This is a genomic window from Allobacillus sp. SKP2-8 (genome assembly GCF_007559355.1).
Lineage (GTDB): Bacteria > Bacillota > Bacilli > Bacillales > Alkalibacillaceae > Allobacillus > Allobacillus halotolerans.
On the sequence record NZ_VMHF01000005.1, the window covers coordinates 28,054 to 47,323 of the forward strand.

Sequence of the window (19,270 nt, forward strand, 5' to 3'; positions counted from 1 at the left end):
TTAATCGCGTTTATTATGTCCGACCATAAAAAATAACCCCTCATATGCTTTGACCGGCAAAGGGGTTATTTTGTAACCTATAACGCCGCCTCCTCTGATGGAGTTCGACTGTTGTACCGTAGACGTGAAAATACGTCTACGGTTTTATTTTATGACTTGCTGTTTATATTATACCCGATATTTTGGTATATGAAAACATCAAGAAAGCTTACATCAATTGCATCGTAGTAACACACGTACCGTCTTCTTCAAAAGTAGAAACTTCAGATTCAACGGTTTTTCCATCATGCTTGACTAAAACTTGATACGTTTGATCTCTTGGAAGCCATAAGTCAACGAATCCGTTATTTCCAGCATTGCGTGTTTCATCAAAAACGACGTTTCCGTCAGCATCCGTAATGGTAATCTCAAAATCTTCATTCGCCAATTCGCCTTGACAGCCTGTCAGACTGTGATCGCCACATGGATGTGTTTGATTGATGAATGGAGCAATCGAGACGAAGAACTCATTTTCCGGTAATTCATATCGTTTTTCTTCGTCGTTTTCTTGAATGATCAATTCGGTTGATGTAATAGAAGCTTGTTCATCACCAAAATTTCCTGCACTATATTCATTGACCATTTCTTTTACATCCGTTTGTTCGGCAGGGGACGCATCATCTGATGTATTACATGCAGCCAACAAAAACAATGACATTAAAGCTATATAAAAAACCTTCAATCGCATGAAGTTCACTCCTCACAAAGTTTGTTAGCTTCATTATATACCGAATGCCAAACCTCTTATACAAAAACAGTAAATTGACATAAAAGCGTCATGATTTATTTAACAACCAATACGGGGCAGTCTGCTCGCTTGACGACCTTGTGACTGACACTGCCTAACACCATTTCTTGAAGCGTATTTAATCCACGACTGCCAATCACCAATAGATCAAATTGTTGATCATTGGCATGTGAAACAATCGTTGGTCCAGGTTCGCCATGGAGAATGTTTACTTCATAGTTCACATTTTTTTCTTGAATGATCTTTTCGATATCAATTAACTTTTTTCGTCTTGAGACTTCAAGTTCTTCTTTGCCTTGTGAATGAAGGACTTCGTTTTTGGCTTTAGAAAAATCTGCAACGAGTACAACTTCAATCAAGCTATCCTCAATTAAAGAGGCGATTGCTACCGCCTGCTCGGTTGCACGTTCGGAGTGCTCCGAGCCATCTACTGCAAGTAAAATACGTTGATACATCATTATCCCTCCTGAACTACTTCAGTATTCAAACGCTGAACAGCTAGCTGATTAACAATCTTTTGGCTTGATTTGTTTAGGCCTGTAATTGTCACTTCGTTGTCGTTTTCACTTAGTTTTAACACAACTTTATCGATGGCTCCGACAGCTGAGTCATCCCATACATGTGCTTGGGAAAAATCAATCTTAATCTTGCCTTCACGCTCTGTTAGATCAATCGCATCGACAAAGTTATCGACAGAGGCGAAAAACAGTTGCCCTGTAACATGGTAAATCGTTGAATGATCTACTATTTGTTTTTGTACTTGAATCTTGGAAATCTTAATGACGAAAAATACAGCACTTAACAACACACCGGCAATGACTCCTTTGGATAAATCATGTGTCGCTACAACAATCCCCATCGTCACTACCATCACGGCTGCGTCTGCTTTTGGTGCATTTTTCAAATATTTAAAGGATGTCCAATCAAATGTTCCAATGGATACCATAATCATAATTCCTACTAAAACGGGCATTGGAATTTGAACAACCAGATTACCTAAAACGAGAATCAAAAACATTAAGAAAGTACCAGCGACTAGCGTTGATAAGCGGCCGCGACCACCTGATTTTACGTTAATGACAGACTGACCGATCATCGCACAGCCGGCCATTCCGCCGAAGAAACCTGTTGCGACGTTCGCAATCCCTTGTCCACGTGCTTCTTTGTTTTTGTTGCTTTCCGTATCGGTCATATCATCAACGATCGAAGCGGTTAGCAATGATTCGAGTAAACCGACAATCGCTAATGCGAGTGAATAAGGAAAGATAATCATGAGCGTTTCAAAAGTGAATGGAACGTTCGGAATGAAGAAGGATGGTAACGATTGTGTAATCGCTCCTAAATCACCGACAGTTCGTAAGTCAAAATTACCATAAAGTGCAACGGCTGTTAAGAGCACGATTGCAATTAACGGAGCCGGAATCGTTTTGATAAATCGTGGTAGCAAATATACGATCAACAACGTAATCGCAACAAATACATACGTTAAGTTATTGATTCCGATAAAGTGTGGCACTTGGGCCATGAAAATTAAAATCGCCAGTGAGTTTACAAAGCCGATCATGACAGCTCTAGGAACAAATTGCATTACTTTCGCTACTTTAAAAATACCGAATAAGATTTGAATAACTCCTGTTAAGATGGTTGCTGCAAGTAAATAATCGAGTCCATACTCTTTGACTAATGGAACCATCAATAGCGCCATCGCACCGGTTGCAGCTGAAATCATTCCTGGACGGCCACCTGTGAATGCGATAATCACGGCGATACAAAAGGATGCGTATAAACCGACCATCGGATCGACACCTGCTATAATAGAAAAAGCAATGGCTTCTGGAATTAAAGCCAATGCTACGACAATACCAGCGAGAATATCTCCTCGGACGTTTGAAAACCAAGATGTTTTTATTTTCTCTATCAATTTTCTCTACTCCTACTTTATAATTTATGGCTTTTTTCCGTACTATAAAAAAGCAATAGCAATAGTCTATCATCTTTTGTGTCAAAAGGGAACGTTTTTGGGAACTTTTTTAAACTGAAAATGAACTTTTTGTGTAGTTAGTCGGATGAATGTTTATATCGACTTTTGCTGTGTTAATATAAAGGAAATGGCTTTTAGGAAGGTAAAATGATAAATGATTATTGGTTATTTGCGTGAAGCAAACATAAATATAGATTATAGAAAACAATTAGCACAATTGCAACAGAAAAACTGTACGGAAATCGTGGTCGAAACTGGACATTCGAACCAGCAGGACGAGCAACTTGATCGACTGGTTCATCGGTTGAAAGAAGGAGACAAATTAGTCGTCGTGAAACTTGCTGTTTTAGCAGACTCTATTCGTTCTCTGGCTGAATTACTTGAGAAAATACACCAAAAAGGTGCTTTCATTCAATCGATTGATGAAAAAATCGATACGAGTGAAACGACGAAATATGATTTGCTTGATGTAGTAAGTGGACTAGCCAATTTTCATCGAGATAAAATTAGTGAAAAAACGAGAAAAGGCCTTCATGAAGCCAAAAGCAGGGGAGCGAACACAGGTCGTCCTCGAAAACCGAATGCCAATGTGAAACGCGCACTCAGCTTATATAGTAGTAAAAAATATAGCTTACAAGAAATCAAAGAACAAACAGGAATCAGCAAATCTACTTTATATCGCTATCTTGAACGCAGTGAATCGTAACGAAAGAAAATTTAATTTACGATAATCCACGATTGATTGAAATGCATTCTTCATAAAGAATGTTAAGTAACCGGAAAACAACTGCCACCGCATTAAAAAGAATACCAAAACGATCGGGGATAGAAAATTTTGTTATACCACAAAGTATTGCAACATGAAAGTTCAGATGAATGGGTAATATTTGTACACGGCGCAGGCGGAAGCTCCGCAACGTTTTATCGCCAAATTAAGGATTTTAAAAAACATTTCAACATCGTTATGCTCGATTTGAGAGGGCATGGACGATCAAAGGATGTTAATCAAAAGAGACCATTAAAAAACTATTCTTTTGATAAAGTAACTGAAGACGTCATTGAAGTCATGGATCATTTGAAGATAAAAGAAGCTCATTTCGTTGGTGTATCCCTTGGGACGATCATCAATCGAATTCTTGCCGAGAAATATCCTGATAGAGTAAAAAGTCTTGTGATGGGAGGAGCCATCACGAAGATGAATATCCGTTCCAATACGTTGATTAATATTGGTAACTTATTGAAACACATTGTACCTTTTTCTTGGATTTATAAAATATTGGCATTCATCATTATGCCAAGTAGGTACCATAAAGAATCCAGGAACTTATTTATCCGTGAGGCAAAAAAGATTTATCAAAAAGAGTTTTTAAGATGGTTTAAGTTAACGAAAGATATCAATCCACTTTTACGGAAGTTTAAAGGAAAACCTCTTAAAAAACCTGCCTTGTATATCATGGGCGATGAGGATCACTTGTTTTTGGAAACATTGAAAAGAGACATTGGAGACCATCAGACAAGCCAACTGATTGTTTTGGATAATTGTGGCCACGTCTGTAATATCGACCAAGCCAATGAATTCAATAAACATTCCATTTCATTTTTAAAAGCTTGTAGTTAAAGATAAACTTATATCTTTCGGTAGACAAATGACTCCTTCTTAAGAGCAAGAAATTGTTTTTAGGTGGGAGTCGTTCAATAGATGACGACATGGCTGTCTAATCAAAAAATACAGTGTCGTTTTGATGGTAATCGTTCGAGACAGACCATAACATGATGCTAATTAAAGAAGATGGATGCGCTAGGAGATGATTGTATGATTTTAACAAATGCTAAACTATATGGTCAGGAAGGCCGTTGGGATATTGAAATTCAAGACGGCAGGTTCAAGAAAATTTCAGTTTCAGAAGGGCAAAAACAAAGTGAAAACGAGATTGATCTCGAAGGAAAAATTGTGTTGCCACCTTATGTAGAGCCACATATTCATCTTGATTATGCGTTGACAGCTGGTACGCCTCGTTGGAATCAGACAGGTTCTGTGTTTGAAGGAATCGAAATTTGGTCTGAACGCAAGCAGTTAATCGATGAATCCACTGAAGATATTAAAAAACGTGCTAAAAATGCGTTAAAAATGCAAATCAAACATGGCATTCAGCATGTACGGACACATGTTGATGTTGGCGATCCAGAGTTGAAAGGCATGAAAGCTCTATTAGAAGTAAAAGAAGAAATGAAACCTTGGGTCGATCTTCAGCTCGTTGCTATGCCACAAGAGGGACTTTATACGAAACCAAGTGCTGAGAGATTACTCATTGAAGCAATTGAAATGGGAGCCGACGTAATCGGTGGCATTCCACATTATGAGCTAACGAGAGAAGACGGCGTGCGTTCTATTCATCGGATCTTAGAGTTAGCAGAAAAATACGATAAACTCGTCGATGTTCACTGTGATGAAATCGATGACGATCAATCTAGATACTTAGAAGTACTTGCCGGGGAAGCACTTAAACGAGGAATCGGTCACCGTGTAACAGCAAGTCATACAACCGCTATGGCTTCCTATAGTAATGCTTACACGTATAAGCTTTTCCAAACTTTAAAGAAAGCAGGCATTCATTTCGTCGCTTTACCAAAAGCAAATCTACACTTGCAAGGTCGATTCGATAACTACCCAGTTCGAAGAGGATTGACAAGAGTAAAAGAAATGTTGCACGAAGGAATCAATGTTTGTTTTGGGTTGGATTCGATTATGGACCCGTGGTATCCACTTGGAGATGGAAACTTGATGCATGTCACTGAAATCGGATTGCATGCATGCCATATGACTGATTATGATCACATTGTTTCAGCTCTAAATCTCGTTACAACAAACGGAGCAAAAACGTTAGGAATTGATCAACTATATGGAATTGAGCAAGGAAACGAGGCGAACATGATTGTCATTGATTCGGACTCTGAATATGAAGCCATCCGGACACAAGCTCCAGTGCTTTATTCCATCCGTGAAGGTGAAATCATCGTTGAAACAAAACCTGCAGAAACAAAAATGAATTTCGAAATGGATTAATTTAAATCCGAACGAATATTTCGTTCGGATTTTTTATAGTTGAAAGCAAACGAACTCACTTCCGCTTGCTTAACAAATGTTCTAATCAAAGATAGCGGGCTAAAGTGATGCTCTATCATCGAATAGAAGCGCTCTAATCAAGGATAGCACGCCGAAAAAGATGACTACCCACGAATAGAAGCTGTCAAATCGGCGGTAGCGCTTCAGAAAAGAAGACTACCCCTGAATAAAGGCTGTCAAATCGGCGGTAGCGCTTCAGAAAAGAAGACTACCCCCGAATAGAGGCTGCCAAATCGGCGGTAGCGTGCCACAAAAGAGCGCTACCCACGAATAGAAGCTGTCAAATCGACGGTAGCGCTTCAGAAGAGAAGACTACCCACGAATAGAAGCTGTCAAATCGACGGTAGCGCTTCAGAAGAGAAGACTACCCCCGAATAGAGGCTGCCAAATCGACGGTAGCGCTTCAGAAGAGAAGACTACCCCCGAATAGAAGCTGTCAAATCGACGGTAGCGCTTCAGAAGAGAAGACTACCCCCGAATAGAAGCTGTCAAATCGGCGATAGCGTCCCAAAAAAGAAGACTACCCCTGAATAGAGGCTGTCAAATCGACGGTAACGTGCCATAAAAGAGCACTATCCCCGAATAGAGGCTGTCAAATTAACGATAACGCTTCAGAAATCGAACGCTATCCAGCGAAAACATAGAATCTACTCAAAGACGAACTAACCGCTCAATCATTTCGCTGAACGCCACCTCAATGAATGCTCAAAATAAAAATGAGTGATATAATCAACCTTTGTAAACGAATATACAGTGTCGATTTCTAAAGAGGTGAGCATTGATGGCGGCATTTTTCGGAAGGATTTATTATGGTTGGATTATTGTTTTTATCGGTGCACTTGGAATTTTCTTTTCGGGACCCGGTCAAACGTACTCCAACTCTATTTTCATTGACGCATATATAGAAGATTTCGGCTGGTCTCGCTCACTGGTTTCCAGTGTTTATTCCATTGCAACATTGGTTGCTGGACTCATTATGATTTTCGTCGGTCGGTTCATCGATCGTTTCGGCCAACGTGTCATGATGGTTGTCGTGGGAACTTTATTTGCGATTGCTTGCTTTTGGAATAGTGCCGTTTCGACCATTTGGATGCTTTCAATCGGTTTCTTTGCCATCCGTTTGCTCGGTCAAGGCAGTATGTCGCTCATTCCGAATACACTCGCTGCTCAATGGTTTGTGAAAAAAAGAGGCTTCGCTGTTAGTTTGATGGCACTTGGTAGCTTTATCAGTGCAATGGTCTTTCCGATTATCAATACATGGTTGATTGATACATGGGATTGGCGCTTTGCTTGGCAATTTTGGGGAATTCTATTATTGGTGATTTTCGTACCAGTTGCGTTACTTGGTGTACGTAACAAACCCGAGGATATCGGGCTTGAGCCTGATGGCCCCTTAAAGCAAAAAGAAGAATTAAAACCGATTCTAGGCAGTGCGGTAGTGAAAGAAGCAGAAGAGGACTGGACATTGCAGGAAGCGAAGAAGACACGTGCTTTCTGGGCGATATTAATTTGTGTCGGCATTCCATCAATGATCAACACCGGCATTACCTTTCATATACTATCGATTTTTGGATCGAATGATCTTTCCCCAGGAATCGCTGCGACTGTTTTAAGTTTAATGGCGATGGTAGGTATTCCCATGTCTTTCGTCTCGGGTTTTATTACCGACCGTGTCCAGACCAATTATTTACTTCTAGCCATTTTCATCATTGAATTTATCCTTTTATTAATGCTGCTCATTACGAATAATTTCTTTATGGCAATTCTGTTTGGTATCATATGGGGTACAGCCAACGGGTTGGAACGTATTAGTTTAAATGTTATTTGGCCGAACTATTTCGGTAGAAAATATATCGGAAGCATTAACGGTGTCGGTGTGACGATGACTGTTTTGGGCTCCTCATTAGGACCACTTCCGTTCGGTGTTGGTTTTGATTTATTTCATAGTTACACGCCAGTATTACTCGCTTCATTAATTTTTCCGGTTATAGGAATGGTTTGTGCGATCCTTGCAAAAAAACCGGATAAATCTGAAGTGTTAGCAAAATAGCTTGTGAGGTGTTGACGATGAGATGTGGAGAAAAATGTTTTGTTGTGGAAATGGAAACGAACGGGGAGTCGCAGACGAAGCAATTAAATGCGCGAACCCCAGCTGAAGCTCGAAAAAAGATTCGGAAACAGACAGGTGAACAAACGAAGATCATTTCAGTCTTGAAAAAATAAAAAGCCAGCTCTTCCGCCTATTAAAGGGGATGAGCTGGTTTTTTAATGGATTCATCGATTCGATAACTGCTGGAGTGCTTTGTTCACCTGTAAGAAACCGATTCCTGAAACCAATGCACCTGTAGCGCCGATCATGGCTGCAATTCCAATATCCCCGAACATCATCGATCCTAAAAGAATCCCAACCACTCCAATGACAATTAAAATAATTCCAATTGCTTTCATATAGAAGCCCCCTTTTTCTTTATTGTAATCGAACCTTCTGAAAATAGTAAGGATACTAAAAAGCATTATGGTTGAATTACAAATAATCATCTTGTAAAATTAATATTAATTCGAGATAAATGAATTTGAGAGATACAAAAGAGGTGATTCGTTTGGCAGAAGAACGAGACGAGGGATTATCTTTAAAACTTTTTATTGTTTTGACACGTGCGTTAGATGCTATTCAAAAGCGTGTCATTGAAGATATTAAACATTTAGGATTGAATCCGACTGAATTCGCGGTTCTTGAGTTAATTTATAACAAAGGAGACCAACCCATTCAAAAAATCGGTGAAAAGGTTTTGATTGCAAGCAGCAGTATAACTTATGTAGTCGATCAGTTAGAAAAGAAAGAGTTACTTGAAAGGAAACTTCATCCAAGTGATCGTCGTGTTAAATTAGCAACAATCACTCAAAAAGGCAAGACGCTTATGGATGACGTATTTCCAACACATAAAAAAGGGTTACAAGAAATCTTCGCTGGACTCGATGTCGAAGAAAAAGAACAGCTCATTGAGCAGTTGAAAAAACTTGGGCTACATGCTCAAAACTTAAATTAGGAGGCGTGTATATGGGAAAACAAACAAAAGGAATTCACCATATTTCAGCCATCGTCGGCCATCCGCAAGAAAACGTCGATTTTTATGCAGGTGTGCTTGGATTGCGATTAGTCAAAAAAACGGTTAACTTTGATGACCCGGGTACGTATCATTTATATTTTGGTGATGAAGAGGGAAGTCCAGGCACGATCATTACCTTTTTCCCTTGGGCGAATGGTCGTAAAGGAAGAATAGGAGATGGTCAAGTAGGTGTGACGACGTATGTTGTGCCAATAGGGTCATTGGAGGATTGGAGAAAACGACTGGAAAGTTTCCAAATTTCAATTAGAGAAACGGAACGCTTTGGTGAAACGTATTTGCAATTTGATGACCCACACGGACTTCATCTTGAACTCGTTGAACGTGAGGCTAGAGAGAATAACTCATGGGAATTTGATGGCATCACGCCAGGTATGGCGATTAAAGGATTTGGCGGGGGCATTTTATATTCATCCAATCCGACTAAAACGGCCAATTTACTTGAAGACCAGATGGGTTTAACGGAAATCGATGCGGATGATGAATATATTCGTTATCAATCGCAGGCAGATATCGGGAACATCATTGATGTAAAAATGGCATCAAATGACCGAGGCATGATGGGTGTAGGAACAGTGCACCACATTGCATGGAGAGCAACTGACGATAATGACTTAAGAGACTGGCAAGAACATTTACATCAAAGTGGATTCGGCGTCACAGAAGTCAAAGACCGAAACTATTTCAACTCTATTTATTTTAAAGAGCACGGTGGAATTCTGTTTGAAATGGCGACCGATTCCCCAGGTTTCGCGATTGATGAAAATAGAGATGAGCTTGGTAGTGAATTAAAGCTACCGCCTCAGTATGAAAATCTTCGCGATCAATTAACTGAATCATTATATCCAATTGAAGTTAGAAAGCGATCGAAATAAATTTATGGAGGAATTTTTAATGGAACAATTAAAGGGCATGCACCACGTAACAGCCATTACAAGCAGTGCGGAGAAGAACTATGAATTTTTCACATATACGTTAGGTATGCGCTTAGTGAAGAAGACAGTGAACCAAGACGATATTCAGACGTATCATTTATTTTTCGCGGACGATCAAGGGAATCCAGGAACAGACATGACATTCTTTGATTTTCCTGGTATCCCTAAGGGACAGCACGGAACAAACGAAATCGCCAGAACATCCTTCCGCGTACCAAGTGATGAAGCACTTGATTATTGGGTGAAGCGATTTAATCGCCTAGAAGTTAAACACCAAGGAATTCAAGAACAATTCGGCAAGAAAATACTTCCGTTCGTTGACTTTGATGACCAACAATATCAGTTGATTTCTGATGAAAACGATAACGGGGTTGCACCTGGAACGCCATGGCAAGACGGCCCAATTCCACTGGAATATGCAATCACTGGTTTAGGCCCGATTATCGTCCGCGTTGATGACTATGAATTTTTCAAAAAAATGATGGAGCAAATCTTGAAATTTAAGGAAATTGACAAGGAAGATTCATTCCATCTATTTGAAACGGGTGAAGGCGGAAATGGTGGCCAAATAATCGTAGAATACAACACGGTTTTACCAAGGCATCAACAAGGTTACGGAACCGTTCATCACGCCGCATTTCGTGTTTCAAACAAAGAAAAACTGGAAGACTGGATTAACCATTTCCAAAAAGTTGGATTACCGAACTCTGGATTCGTTGAACGATTTTATTTCGGTTCATTATATGCTCAAGTCGCACCACAAATTTTATTTGAAATTGCGACAGACGGACCAGGATTCATGGATGACGAGCCATACGAAACACTTGGTGAAAAACTAGCATTGCCACCAAAATTGGAACCACAACGTGAGGAAATTGAAAAAATGGTTCGCCCGATTGACACAGTCAGAAGTACGAAGACGTTCGAAAAAGAATATGAGTAAAATGGAGCCCAACGTCATGTTGGGCTTTTTTGATATGAGGGTAAGGCACATATATTTTTAAGTTAGTCACATATATCTTTAAATTGGGATCATATTTTTTGATGAGGGGTTCATAGATCAATGAAATAGGGCCAAATAGATGTTTACAGGCCCATATTTTTCTTATTTAGGCTCATATCATTCCAACCCGCCTAACCTCAACAGCTAAATTATGGTAAGATACAGGTAGAACAAACGAAGGTATGGATTGATCATGCAAATTTTATTCAATATTATTATGGGTATCATTTTACCATTGCTAATCTTAGTTGCGGTCGGTGCATTATTGCAGCGAAAATTTACGTTAGATTTAAAGACATTATCAAAGATCTTGACGTATTTACTGTTACCTGTTGTCGCATTTGTCAATATCTACGAGAGTGATATCAACTTAAACGTTCTCTTTGATGTCTTGTTTTTTCAAGGAATTTTATCCATTTTACTAATGATATTTTCGTATAGTGTCGTCAAATTACTTAAGCTTGATAAAGGGATGTCAGCGGTTTACAAGAATAGTGTTGTATTGATCAACTCTGGAAATTACGGAATACCCGTCAGCCAGATGATTTTTCACCAACATCCACTAGGGATGACCATCCAGATTATCGTGATGCTTATTCAAAATTTCATTACGTATACATATGGTTTAATGAATTCAGTTTCTGTTCATGCAAAAGGAAAAGGGGCTGCTTTCGGTCAATTTCTGAAGCTTCCGATGTTATATGCTTTGTTATTGGGAGTGGTTTTGAAAGCATTGAATATCAGCATCCCAACGGTTCTATGGCAACCGCTAGAAAACTTATCGGACGCTTTTTTGGCCATTGCTTTGTTGACACTTGGTGCGCAGCTTGCCTATGTCCAGTTAAAAAAGTTTAATAAACTTTTATTGTTGTCAATCCTTGGTCGTCTGTTTGTTTCGCCAGCTTTGGCGTTAGGGCTGATTTTTATTCTCGGATTGGATGGTATTGTCGCACAATCATTGTTTATCGCTAGTTCTTTTCCGTCCTCAAGAAATAGTGCGCAATTCGCCTTGGAATTCGATCATCATCCAGAGTTAGCTGGCCAGATTGTTTTGGTTTCTACAATTCTAAGCAGTTTGACTGTTGGTGTCGTGATCTATGTTGCTGAAGTGCTATTTGGATAATGGAAGGTGAAGGTAATGAAAAAAGTTTTAACAGATTTGACTTGGGTTGTGCTTCAATTGTCCGCGGTGATTGCTGCATTCATTGGCGTTCTTTTAGCCGGGAATGGAAATGGTTATTGGGTTTTTTTCATCGTTTTGACCTCTGTTTTGACGTTTTTGGCAATTACACGTGCTACTAAACTGGCTGAATAAATTTATAAGAAAAAATTCGTAGTAGTTGGATAGAAAAACGACAACCGAATATAGTGGTTGTCGTTTTTCTTTTTGTTTATACGGTTGTTGTTTCTGTGTTCGATGTTATCCCTGTAGCTTTGGCAATAGCTTGCTCTAAGTCATCGATTAAATCATCGACGTGCTCAATGCCGACAGACAAGCGAATTAAATCTTCAGTGACCCCAGAGGATTGCAGTTCTTCTTCGTTTAACTGCTGATGAGTTGTGCTTGCCGGGTGGATGATCAAGCTTTTGGCATCCCCGACGATTGCGAGGTGCGACCACAGATCTACTTGGTTAATGACTTCTGCACCTGCTTCGTATCCACCTTTAATGCCAAAGACGACGACAGACCCCGCACCTTTTGGTAGATACTTTTTGGCGAGTTCAACGGATTCATGGTTTTCTTGTTCAGGATACGTAACCCACTCGACAGCTGGGTGAGATTCCAGGTAGTCAACGATCTTTCGCGTGTTAGCTACATGTTCTTTTAATCGAACATGAAGCGTTTCGATTCCAAGGGCAATCTGGAAAGCGTTGAAAGGACTTAAAGCAGCACCGGTATCACGTAAAACCTGTACGCGGGCCTTTGTGATGAAAGCAGCTTCTGGTAAAGCTTCGGCATAAACTAACCCATGATAGCTAGGGTCAGGCTGTGTGAAACCAGGGAATCGTTCATTATCCCAGTCAAACTTTCCACCATCGACAATGATTCCACCTAATGTTTTACCGTTTCCACCTAACCATTTTGTTGCCGAGTGGACGACGATGTCAGCGCCGAAGTCAATTGGACGACAGAGATAAGGAGTTGCGAAGGTATTGTCAATGATGAGCGGCACGCCGGCTTTATGTGCGATTTTAGCGACTCTTTCAATGTCTAAAATGTTTAAACCTGGATTTCCGATTGTTTCGGCAAAAATGGCTTTCGTTTTTGGAGTGATGGCCTCTTTAAAATTCTCTGGATCTTTCGGGTCGACGAATCGAGTAGTAATGCCATGTTTCGGGAATGTCGTCGCAAACAAATTGTATGTCCCACCATATAACGTTGAGGCTGAAATAATTTCATCGCCAACTTCCGCTACGTTGAAAATTGCTGCTGTGATTGCCGCCATTCCACTGGAAAGCGCCAATGCACCGACACCACCTTCCAATTGAGCAACTCGTTCTTCCAATGCGCCGACTGTCGGATTTCCAATTCGTGTATAGATATAGCCTTGCTCTTTTAAGCCAAACAAATCAGCTGCATGCTCTGTGTTATTAAATTGGTAAGCATTCGTTTGATAAATCGGCAATGCACGTGAACCGGTTGCCGGGTCTGCTTCTAGTCCTCCATGAATACTGACAGTTTCCAAACGATAATTTTTCTTAGTCATGTAAATCGCTCCTTTTAATTTTTAATAGTTTCTAAAGACATTGATTTTTCTTGAATAAAAGGTCCCCATTTTTCAAACTCAACCAAAAATCCATCATGTCCGAAGATTGTTTCGACCTCGTGATATTCTGCATACGCCCCAGCTTTCTCAAGATCTGTCACGAAGCGGTTAATTTTTTCTGGTGGATAAAGCAGATCATTTTGAAATCCCAAAGCAAAGATCGGCACATTCAATTGCTCAAGTACTTGTTGATAGCTACCTCGGCCTCGGGTGATATCGTGTCCGTTCATCACTTCCAATAATCGAATATAACTATATGGATTGAAGCGGTTCGCAAGCTTTTCGCCTTGGTAATTTAAGTAAGACTCAACATCGTATACACCATTTTGTTGTTGTCTGGAAAATCGCTTGCTGAACAATTCTTCCGGTCGATAAGTGACCATACCGACCATTCGTGCCAAATGTAATCCGTCTTTTGGCTGTTCACCATTTTTAAAAGCCGGATCGCGTAGGATGGCTTGCTTTGCGATGTGATTAAAGGCGATCGCATAATCGGAAAAAACAGGTGTGACGGCAATGGGGAAGATGGCCTCCATGTAATCGGGATACATAAATCCCCACTCCAATACTTGCATTCCACCTAAGGAACCACCGATGACCGCTTTCAATTGATCGATGCCCAAAATGTTGAGTGCAACAAATTGAGCTTCAACCAAATCACGAACGGTGAGTGTCGGGAATTGATCCTGATAAGGTTTACCATTCGATTGCAGTGAACCCGGTCCAGTCGAACCATCACATCCACCTAACACATTGAACGTAATTACTTGATAGCGTGTCGTATCGATGTATCCACCGTCTTGAATCAATCCATGCCACCAACCAGGATTGGATTCAGTCCCTACAGCGAATTGGTTTCCAGTTAGTGCATGACAAACGAGAATGGTCGGTGCATCGATCGGACCACATTGTTCGTAGGCAAGGTGGATCTCATCCAATTGTTCGCCGCTTTCCAAACTGAAATTTGGAATGGAAACTGAACCATGCTGCACAGTCTTTGTCATTGATGTTCTCCTTTCATTTTGATCTCACGGTATTAAAAAGACCTCCCTGCTTTGAGCAGAGAGGCCAGAATATACGATGTCGACATTTTGGTCCCTCTCATCTCTCAAAGCAGATTTGCTTTGCTGGAATTAGCACCTTTTAAAACCGTTGTTTAAAGGTTGCCGGGCGTCATCGGGCCAGTCCCTCAGCCACTCTAGATAAGAGTTTGAAAAATATTAATTTTTTGAGTTAAATGATATGTTAGCACGTTGAAGGAGAAGTGTCAACGCGTAAAATGATTTTTTGTATCTCTATATACCTGGTCGGCTGTGAAAATTGCATGGAAATTCTTATAGGAGGTCTCTAGACGTCCGAATGGCTGAAAAAATAGAGAGCGTCTATCAAGCACGGAAGCTGAGCGAATATTGCTGCTTCCGTAGAAGAGAGCGTGTATCGAGCACGGAAGCTGGGCGAAAATCGAAGTTTCCGTAGAAGAGAGCGTGTATCGAGCACGGAAGCCGAGCGGAAATTGAAGTTTCCGTAGTAGAGGGCGTCTATCGAGCACGGAAGCTGAGCGATTATTGCTGCTTCCGTAGTAGAGAGCGTCTATCAAGAACGGAGACCGAGCAAATTTCGTGACTTCAGTAGTTGAGAACACGTATCAAGAACAGAAGTCGGGTAATTATTGCCATTTGCCGGAAAATTTATAGAGAATGTCTATCCTCCGAGTGGCTATGAAAATTGCACAAAGAGTCTTATAGAATGAATCGCTGTCGATACAAACCAATAATCACAAAAATGGTTATTCGCATAGATTAAACTGAAATATATTTTTGAAAGGAAGTTGGTTTATGAATTACGGATACCTAAATCATCCATATAACCATTCCATGCCTGATTGTGGTTGTCACCCATTTGTTGTCAATATTGCCGGCGCTACCCGGTCCAATGAAACATTTCGTACAGCGATTTGGACGGGAGAACATTTTCAGGTGACGTTGATGACCATTATGCCTGGTGACGATATAGGCTTGGAAATTCATCCGAATACGGATCAATTTTTACGGATAGAAGAAGGGCATGGATTTGTTCAGATGGGAGATCAAAAGGACCGGTTAGATTTCTGTGTGGAAGTTGGACCAGGTGATGCGGTGATGGTACCAGCAGGAAAATGGCACAACATGACAAACATCGGTCCATTTCCATTAAAACTGTATTCAATTTATGCGCCCCCTGAGCATCCCTATGGAACTGTACATGCAACAAAATTAAATGCGATGGAATCAGAACACGGGTATTAAATGTAGAAGCACGAAAAGATCATTTGAAGAAACAAGAGGAATGCACATGCAAAGTGCGTTTCTCGTTACATATATTTTTCGAATTATCAATGTTCAATAGCAACCTTAACTTTGATTTGGCAGGCCCGTTAGAAATGAAAAATTGGCGCTATAAGACTAAGTAGTTCCGTTTCTGTGGAGAAAATTCGAAATATCAATAAAGTTTTTGATAAAACGCTTTTCCATCGAAAGGATTAGCGCTTTTTCATAAATACGATGTAATGTATAATTTGAATTATGTAATTTATATGTTACAGTAACACTGTGTGAGGAGGGATTATATAAGTGAAAAATAATGTGAAGATAGCTCGTGTTCAAAGGGACTTAACCCAACAGCAACTAGCTGAAAAAGTAGGCATCACCCGTCAGACAGTTAGTTTAATTGAAAAAGGAAAATATAATCCCACTTTAAAATTGTGTCTTTCGATTTGTGATGTCGTAAATAAGTCATTGGATGAATTATTCTGGGTAGAGAAGGAGGAGCGAATGGAATGATCAAAAAAATTAAAGATGAACGATTGAAACTGCAAAACTTACAGAACATCAGGATTTTATTCTTATTTGAGAACATTGCGATTATTGGTATATTAGGGTATGACCTAGTCACCAAAGGAATGGATGGAATGAGAGCTAATCCGTTATGGTATGTTCTTATTTTGACAGGAGTTATTTCCGCATACTTGTCTATGGGGATCAGTGTAGATCATGAATCAAGTAAAAAGTCTCCGAAAAAGGGACTGGTCATTTCAGTAATTGTAAGTTCGATTATTGCCATTGTATTTGGGGGTTTAATTACCTTTACAGGTGATATTTCAACTGGAATACTTGTAGGAGGAATATTCTTTGTTTGTTTCCTTGTTCCATCAATTTACATTTATTTCCTGCGTACAAAGCGACAAAATTAAATTTCAACAATCGGGCACAGTCGTGACACACTCATTGCGCATGAATAAAACATCATCCTTGAAAATGAAAATACATTGCACCAAGCGGAATTAGAACAACTTGTGTTTTGCAAGTCGAAAACAGTTGGAGAAATTGTATTCAATTATTGGGATTAACTTCTAAGTTAACAGATTGAGTCTTTCAACGTCGTTTTCTAATTAACTATATTCATGTCTAAACATTGGAAACCACTCGACGAAAAAAGAATCTCCTATAAATTTACCATGAAGCTGGGCGCTCCCAGAACTATTAATTAACAACATTTCAACTAATGTCCAGGATGTTTGCTTTCCCAATTAAAATCAGTATTCTCAATAATATCATATAATTTATTCTCTCCTACTACTTTATACGCAGCGTCGGGTAAATGAACAAACTCTTTACCTAATGCGATGGTATAATAACTACCATTCGCAGCGGAATAAGTACTAGTCGAAGTTCTAATAGTGATTAAATAATCAATCGAAGGAGTTTTATCTGTTTCTTTAAGCTCCATTTTTTTAGGTTTCTCTATAATGCTTTGAATTACTTCTTGGGAATTTGAATGCACCAGTTTGTGATTTCGCTTGTCATCAATTTCAACTTCCACTATACCTTTACGATCAATTGACAATTCAGATATTGCAGATTCATACGTAGTATATTTACTTTGATCATTGATAAACCATGCTACCGCAACAAACACAATAAGCATTGTAATCAGAATTTTTTTCTTCAAATCATCTCTCCTTTTTTAATCATAATCATATAGTTACTCTTATTAAAACATATAAGTATTATAATGGTAAAAATGGCTTAAACCTTCATTTGAAGTTTAAGCCAATATTTTCATTTGTTTATGCTAACAATTCTCAATAACTTTTCTATCTTTATTAATGATATAAAAAAACGCTTGGAGTACTAAAACCCAAGCGTTTTATATGCTTTTTATACTGCTATTATGGTGCAAGATGCAGTGCAATCAGTACGTTATTTAAACGATTATTTTATTGCAGAATCAGAGCCACTTTCCAAAAAAAGTGGATTTACCTCAAATTTATTATGCTTTTTTCCCATAAGGCAATAGATGGTAAAGTGTCATGAGGATTGTACCACCTAATGCGATGAATCCTAATACAAAGTACAATGTCGATCCACCGTATTGGTCAATAATTGCACCACCGAGAAGGGAGCCAATTATTCCTGATACACCGAAGAAAACGGCATAGAAAAGTAGGTGCCCGGTCGACTGCAAAATACGTGGAATTAGTCGTGTGACATAGTCCATTGCAGACAAGTATAAAATTCCGAAGGTTAGACCGTGTAAGAATTGCAACCCAATAATCATCCAATAATCATCGACAAGAGTAAATAAGAACCAACGAAGCGTGTAGATTGCTCCGGCTAAAATCACGAAGATCAATGTGTGATACTTTCTGAACCATTTTCCGGCAAAGAAAAATACAATGGCTTCACTAATGACTCCGACAAACCAAGCGACACCGACGTTAAAGTTGGAACCGCCTAGTTGAGCAATATATAAACCGATGTAACTATCATTCGCACGGTGTGATACGGTTAAAAACATCATAAAAAATAGAAAGAAGATAAAAGGCTTATATTTTAATAAACTAGCCGCATCTTTGAAACTGATCGGCTCTTGTTCAACTTTCACGTCTTTCACTCGGAAAGTGACGAACAAAGCGATGAATGCGAAAGCCAAATATGGCCAAATCATGTATTCTACACCGTAAATAGTGAGTACGAGTCCAATGGCGAGTGAAGACGTCGCAAAGCCGACAGATCCCCAAGTACGAATCGTCCCGAATGAAACCCCGACATCATCTGCACGGCGTTGCGCTAAACTATCACCAAGTGCGCCAATTGGTGTTGAAAAGAAATAAAATAAAAATCCGAAGAAAATAAGTAAGTAAAATTGCGTGACACTTAAGAAAATCGAGCTGAATATAATTAATCCGAAAATACAAATCAATAAAAATCGTTTAACGGTTTTATGCTTGTCACTCATATAGCCCCAAAAAGGTTGGGATATAATTTGCGCAAGCGGGCCGACCGCCAACACAAATCCGATTTCTGACCCTGTTAATCCTCGTTCAGCAAGGTATAATGGTAGATAACTAATAATAATTGTATTGGTTGCATGAAAGGCAAATAACAATGCTTTCAGAGGTGTCAACGATTGTTGTTCTGACATAAAATCACATATCCTTTAATTAGATTGACTAAATTACTATAACTCATTTTCAAGGGAGTTTCCAGAAACATAATTTCGAATGAA

21 protein-coding genes and 1 riboswitch are annotated in these 19,270 nt (G+C 39.5%); of the genes, 13 read left to right on the forward strand and 8 right to left on the reverse strand.

The window, feature by feature from the left end:
- Positions 1-208: 208 nt before the first annotated feature.
- The 3 genes from FPQ10_RS06320 to FPQ10_RS06330 all read right to left on the reverse strand — a co-directional run bounded on the left by FPQ10_RS06320 (position 209) and on the right by FPQ10_RS06330 (position 2,708).
- Positions 209-727 carry a CueP family metal-binding protein gene (locus tag FPQ10_RS06320; RefSeq protein ID WP_144161993.1) on the reverse strand — a complete coding sequence of 173 codons (519 nt, stop codon included), beginning with the start codon at positions 725-727 and terminating at the stop codon, positions 209-211.
- Positions 728-822: 95 nt separating this feature from the next.
- The gene (locus tag FPQ10_RS06325; RefSeq protein ID WP_144161996.1) at positions 823-1,242 is read right to left on the reverse strand and encodes a universal stress protein; all 420 of its coding nucleotides are present in this window, start codon (positions 1,240-1,242) and stop codon (positions 823-825) included.
- A gap of 2 nt (positions 1,243-1,244) precedes the next feature.
- Positions 1,245-2,708, reverse strand: coding sequence for a SulP family inorganic anion transporter (locus FPQ10_RS06330; protein WP_144161999.1), 1,464 nt, complete (start codon positions 2,706-2,708; stop codon positions 1,245-1,247).
- A gap of 214 nt (positions 2,709-2,922) precedes the next feature.
- Here FPQ10_RS06330 and FPQ10_RS06335 point away from each other — a divergent pair, with 214 nt between their 5' ends.
- From FPQ10_RS06335 to FPQ10_RS13015, 5 genes are all read left to right on the forward strand, one after another.
- A complete protein-coding gene (locus FPQ10_RS06335) occupies positions 2,923-3,474 on the forward strand; it encodes a recombinase family protein (protein ID WP_144162002.1) in 552 nt (183 codons plus the stop codon).
- A 129-nt stretch (positions 3,475-3,603) separates the two neighbouring features.
- Positions 3,604-4,386 (forward strand): alpha/beta fold hydrolase, encoded by a 783-nt coding sequence (locus tag FPQ10_RS06340; protein WP_186278579.1) that lies wholly within the window; start codon positions 3,604-3,606, stop codon positions 4,384-4,386.
- 195 nt (positions 4,387-4,581) lie between these two features.
- Positions 4,582-5,832, forward strand: coding sequence for a cytosine deaminase (gene codA, locus FPQ10_RS06345; RefSeq protein WP_144162008.1), 1,251 nt, complete (start codon positions 4,582-4,584; stop codon positions 5,830-5,832).
- Positions 5,833-6,673: 841 nt separating this feature from the next.
- A complete protein-coding gene (locus FPQ10_RS06350; RefSeq protein WP_144162011.1) occupies positions 6,674-7,942 on the forward strand; it encodes an MFS transporter in 1,269 nt (422 codons plus the stop codon).
- A 17-nt stretch (positions 7,943-7,959) separates the two neighbouring features.
- Complete coding sequence (locus tag FPQ10_RS13015) at positions 7,960-8,115, forward strand: hypothetical protein (RefSeq protein ID WP_186278580.1); 156 nt, start codon at positions 7,960-7,962, stop codon at positions 8,113-8,115.
- Between the two features lie 51 nt (positions 8,116-8,166).
- Here FPQ10_RS13015 and FPQ10_RS13020 read toward each other — a convergent pair whose 3' ends face one another.
- Positions 8,167-8,340, reverse strand: coding sequence for a hypothetical protein (locus tag FPQ10_RS13020; RefSeq protein ID WP_186278581.1), 174 nt, complete (start codon positions 8,338-8,340; stop codon positions 8,167-8,169).
- A gap of 119 nt (positions 8,341-8,459) precedes the next feature.
- Between FPQ10_RS13020 and FPQ10_RS06355 the strand changes: the two genes are divergently transcribed.
- The 5 genes from FPQ10_RS06355 (at position 8,460) to FPQ10_RS13025 (ending at position 12,270) form a co-directional block, all read left to right on the forward strand.
- Positions 8,460-8,939 carry a MarR family winged helix-turn-helix transcriptional regulator gene (locus FPQ10_RS06355; protein WP_144162014.1) on the forward strand — a complete coding sequence of 160 codons (480 nt, stop codon included), beginning with the start codon at positions 8,460-8,462 and terminating at the stop codon, positions 8,937-8,939.
- Between the two features lie 11 nt (positions 8,940-8,950).
- Positions 8,951-9,892 carry a ring-cleaving dioxygenase gene (locus tag FPQ10_RS06360; RefSeq protein ID WP_144162017.1) on the forward strand — a complete coding sequence of 314 codons (942 nt, stop codon included), beginning with the start codon at positions 8,951-8,953 and terminating at the stop codon, positions 9,890-9,892.
- Positions 9,893-9,911: 19 nt separating this feature from the next.
- The gene (locus FPQ10_RS06365; RefSeq protein WP_144162020.1) at positions 9,912-10,895 is read left to right on the forward strand and encodes a ring-cleaving dioxygenase; all 984 of its coding nucleotides are present in this window, start codon (positions 9,912-9,914) and stop codon (positions 10,893-10,895) included.
- 253 nt (positions 10,896-11,148) lie between these two features.
- Positions 11,149-12,078 (forward strand): AEC family transporter, encoded by a 930-nt coding sequence (locus FPQ10_RS06370; RefSeq protein WP_144162235.1) that lies wholly within the window; start codon positions 11,149-11,151, stop codon positions 12,076-12,078.
- Positions 12,079-12,093: 15 nt separating this feature from the next.
- Positions 12,094-12,270, forward strand: a complete 177-nt coding sequence (locus FPQ10_RS13025) for a hypothetical protein (protein WP_186278583.1) — start codon at positions 12,094-12,096, stop codon at positions 12,268-12,270.
- Between the two features lie 76 nt (positions 12,271-12,346).
- Here FPQ10_RS13025 and FPQ10_RS06375 read toward each other — a convergent pair whose 3' ends face one another.
- Positions 12,347-13,663: an O-acetylhomoserine aminocarboxypropyltransferase/cysteine synthase family protein gene (locus FPQ10_RS06375; RefSeq protein WP_144162023.1), complete on the reverse strand. Its 1,317-nt coding sequence runs from the start codon at positions 13,661-13,663 to the stop codon at positions 12,347-12,349.
- Between the two features lie 14 nt (positions 13,664-13,677).
- Entirely contained in the window at positions 13,678-14,727 is a 1,050-nt protein-coding gene (gene metX, locus FPQ10_RS06380) for a homoserine O-acetyltransferase MetX (protein WP_144162026.1), read from the reverse strand.
- A gap of 94 nt (positions 14,728-14,821) precedes the next feature.
- Positions 14,822-14,932, reverse strand: a riboswitch (SAM riboswitch).
- A gap of 626 nt (positions 14,933-15,558) precedes the next feature.
- Here metX and FPQ10_RS06385 point away from each other — a divergent pair.
- The 3 genes from FPQ10_RS06385 (at position 15,559) to FPQ10_RS06395 (ending at position 16,952) form a co-directional block, all read left to right on the forward strand.
- Complete coding sequence (locus tag FPQ10_RS06385; RefSeq protein WP_255439753.1) at positions 15,559-16,008, forward strand: cupin domain-containing protein; 450 nt, start codon at positions 15,559-15,561, stop codon at positions 16,006-16,008.
- Positions 16,009-16,332: 324 nt separating this feature from the next.
- A complete protein-coding gene (locus tag FPQ10_RS06390) occupies positions 16,333-16,542 on the forward strand; it encodes a helix-turn-helix transcriptional regulator (RefSeq protein ID WP_144162029.1) in 210 nt (69 codons plus the stop codon).
- Complete coding sequence (locus FPQ10_RS06395; RefSeq protein WP_370512028.1) at positions 16,539-16,952, forward strand: hypothetical protein; 414 nt, start codon at positions 16,539-16,541, stop codon at positions 16,950-16,952. Before FPQ10_RS06390 ends, FPQ10_RS06395 begins: the two co-directional genes overlap by 4 nt.
- 308 nt (positions 16,953-17,260) lie before the next feature.
- Here the strand turns inward: FPQ10_RS06395 and FPQ10_RS06400 are convergent, their stop codons facing one another.
- Together FPQ10_RS06400 and FPQ10_RS06405 are read right to left on the reverse strand one after the other, a co-directional pair.
- Entirely contained in the window at positions 17,261-17,710 is a 450-nt protein-coding gene (locus tag FPQ10_RS06400) for a hypothetical protein (RefSeq protein WP_144162032.1), read from the reverse strand.
- A 321-nt stretch (positions 17,711-18,031) separates the two neighbouring features.
- A complete protein-coding gene (locus tag FPQ10_RS06405) occupies positions 18,032-19,186 on the reverse strand; it encodes an MFS transporter (protein ID WP_144162035.1) in 1,155 nt (384 codons plus the stop codon).
- Positions 19,187-19,270: the final 84 nt, after the last annotated feature.

Coding starts and splice junctions, on each gene's coding strand:
- FPQ10_RS06370 (WP_144162235.1), top strand. CDS start 11,149: ATGCAAATTTTATTCAATATTATTATGGGTATCATTTTACCATTGCTA.
- FPQ10_RS06325 (WP_144161996.1), bottom strand. CDS start 1,242: ATGTATCAACGTATTTTACTTGCAGTAGATGGCTCGGAGCACTCCGAA.
- FPQ10_RS06320 (WP_144161993.1), bottom strand. CDS start 727: ATGCGATTGAAGGTTTTTTATATAGCTTTAATGTCATTGTTTTTGTTG.
- FPQ10_RS13020 (WP_186278581.1), bottom strand. CDS start 8,340: ATGAAAGCAATTGGAATTATTTTAATTGTCATTGGAGTGGTTGGGATT.
- FPQ10_RS13015 (WP_186278580.1), top strand. CDS start 7,960: ATGAGATGTGGAGAAAAATGTTTTGTTGTGGAAATGGAAACGAACGGG.
- FPQ10_RS06365 (WP_144162020.1), top strand. CDS start 9,912: ATGGAACAATTAAAGGGCATGCACCACGTAACAGCCATTACAAGCAGT.
- FPQ10_RS06335 (WP_144162002.1), top strand. CDS start 2,923: ATGATTATTGGTTATTTGCGTGAAGCAAACATAAATATAGATTATAGA.
- FPQ10_RS06350 (WP_144162011.1), top strand. CDS start 6,674: ATGGCGGCATTTTTCGGAAGGATTTATTATGGTTGGATTATTGTTTTT.
- FPQ10_RS06385 (WP_255439753.1), top strand. CDS start 15,559: ATGAATTACGGATACCTAAATCATCCATATAACCATTCCATGCCTGAT.
- FPQ10_RS06405 (WP_144162035.1), bottom strand. CDS start 19,186: ATGTCAGAACAACAATCGTTGACACCTCTGAAAGCATTGTTATTTGCC.
- FPQ10_RS06395 (WP_370512028.1), top strand. CDS start 16,539: ATGATCAAAAAAATTAAAGATGAACGATTGAAACTGCAAAACTTACAG.
- FPQ10_RS06375 (WP_144162023.1), bottom strand. CDS start 13,663: ATGACTAAGAAAAATTATCGTTTGGAAACTGTCAGTATTCATGGAGGA.
- metX (WP_144162026.1), bottom strand. CDS start 14,727: ATGACAAAGACTGTGCAGCATGGTTCAGTTTCCATTCCAAATTTCAGT.
- FPQ10_RS06360 (WP_144162017.1), top strand. CDS start 8,951: ATGGGAAAACAAACAAAAGGAATTCACCATATTTCAGCCATCGTCGGC.
- codA (WP_144162008.1), top strand. CDS start 4,582: ATGATTTTAACAAATGCTAAACTATATGGTCAGGAAGGCCGTTGGGAT.
- FPQ10_RS06355 (WP_144162014.1), top strand. CDS start 8,460: ATGAATTTGAGAGATACAAAAGAGGTGATTCGTTTGGCAGAAGAACGA.
- FPQ10_RS13025 (WP_186278583.1), top strand. CDS start 12,094: ATGAAAAAAGTTTTAACAGATTTGACTTGGGTTGTGCTTCAATTGTCC.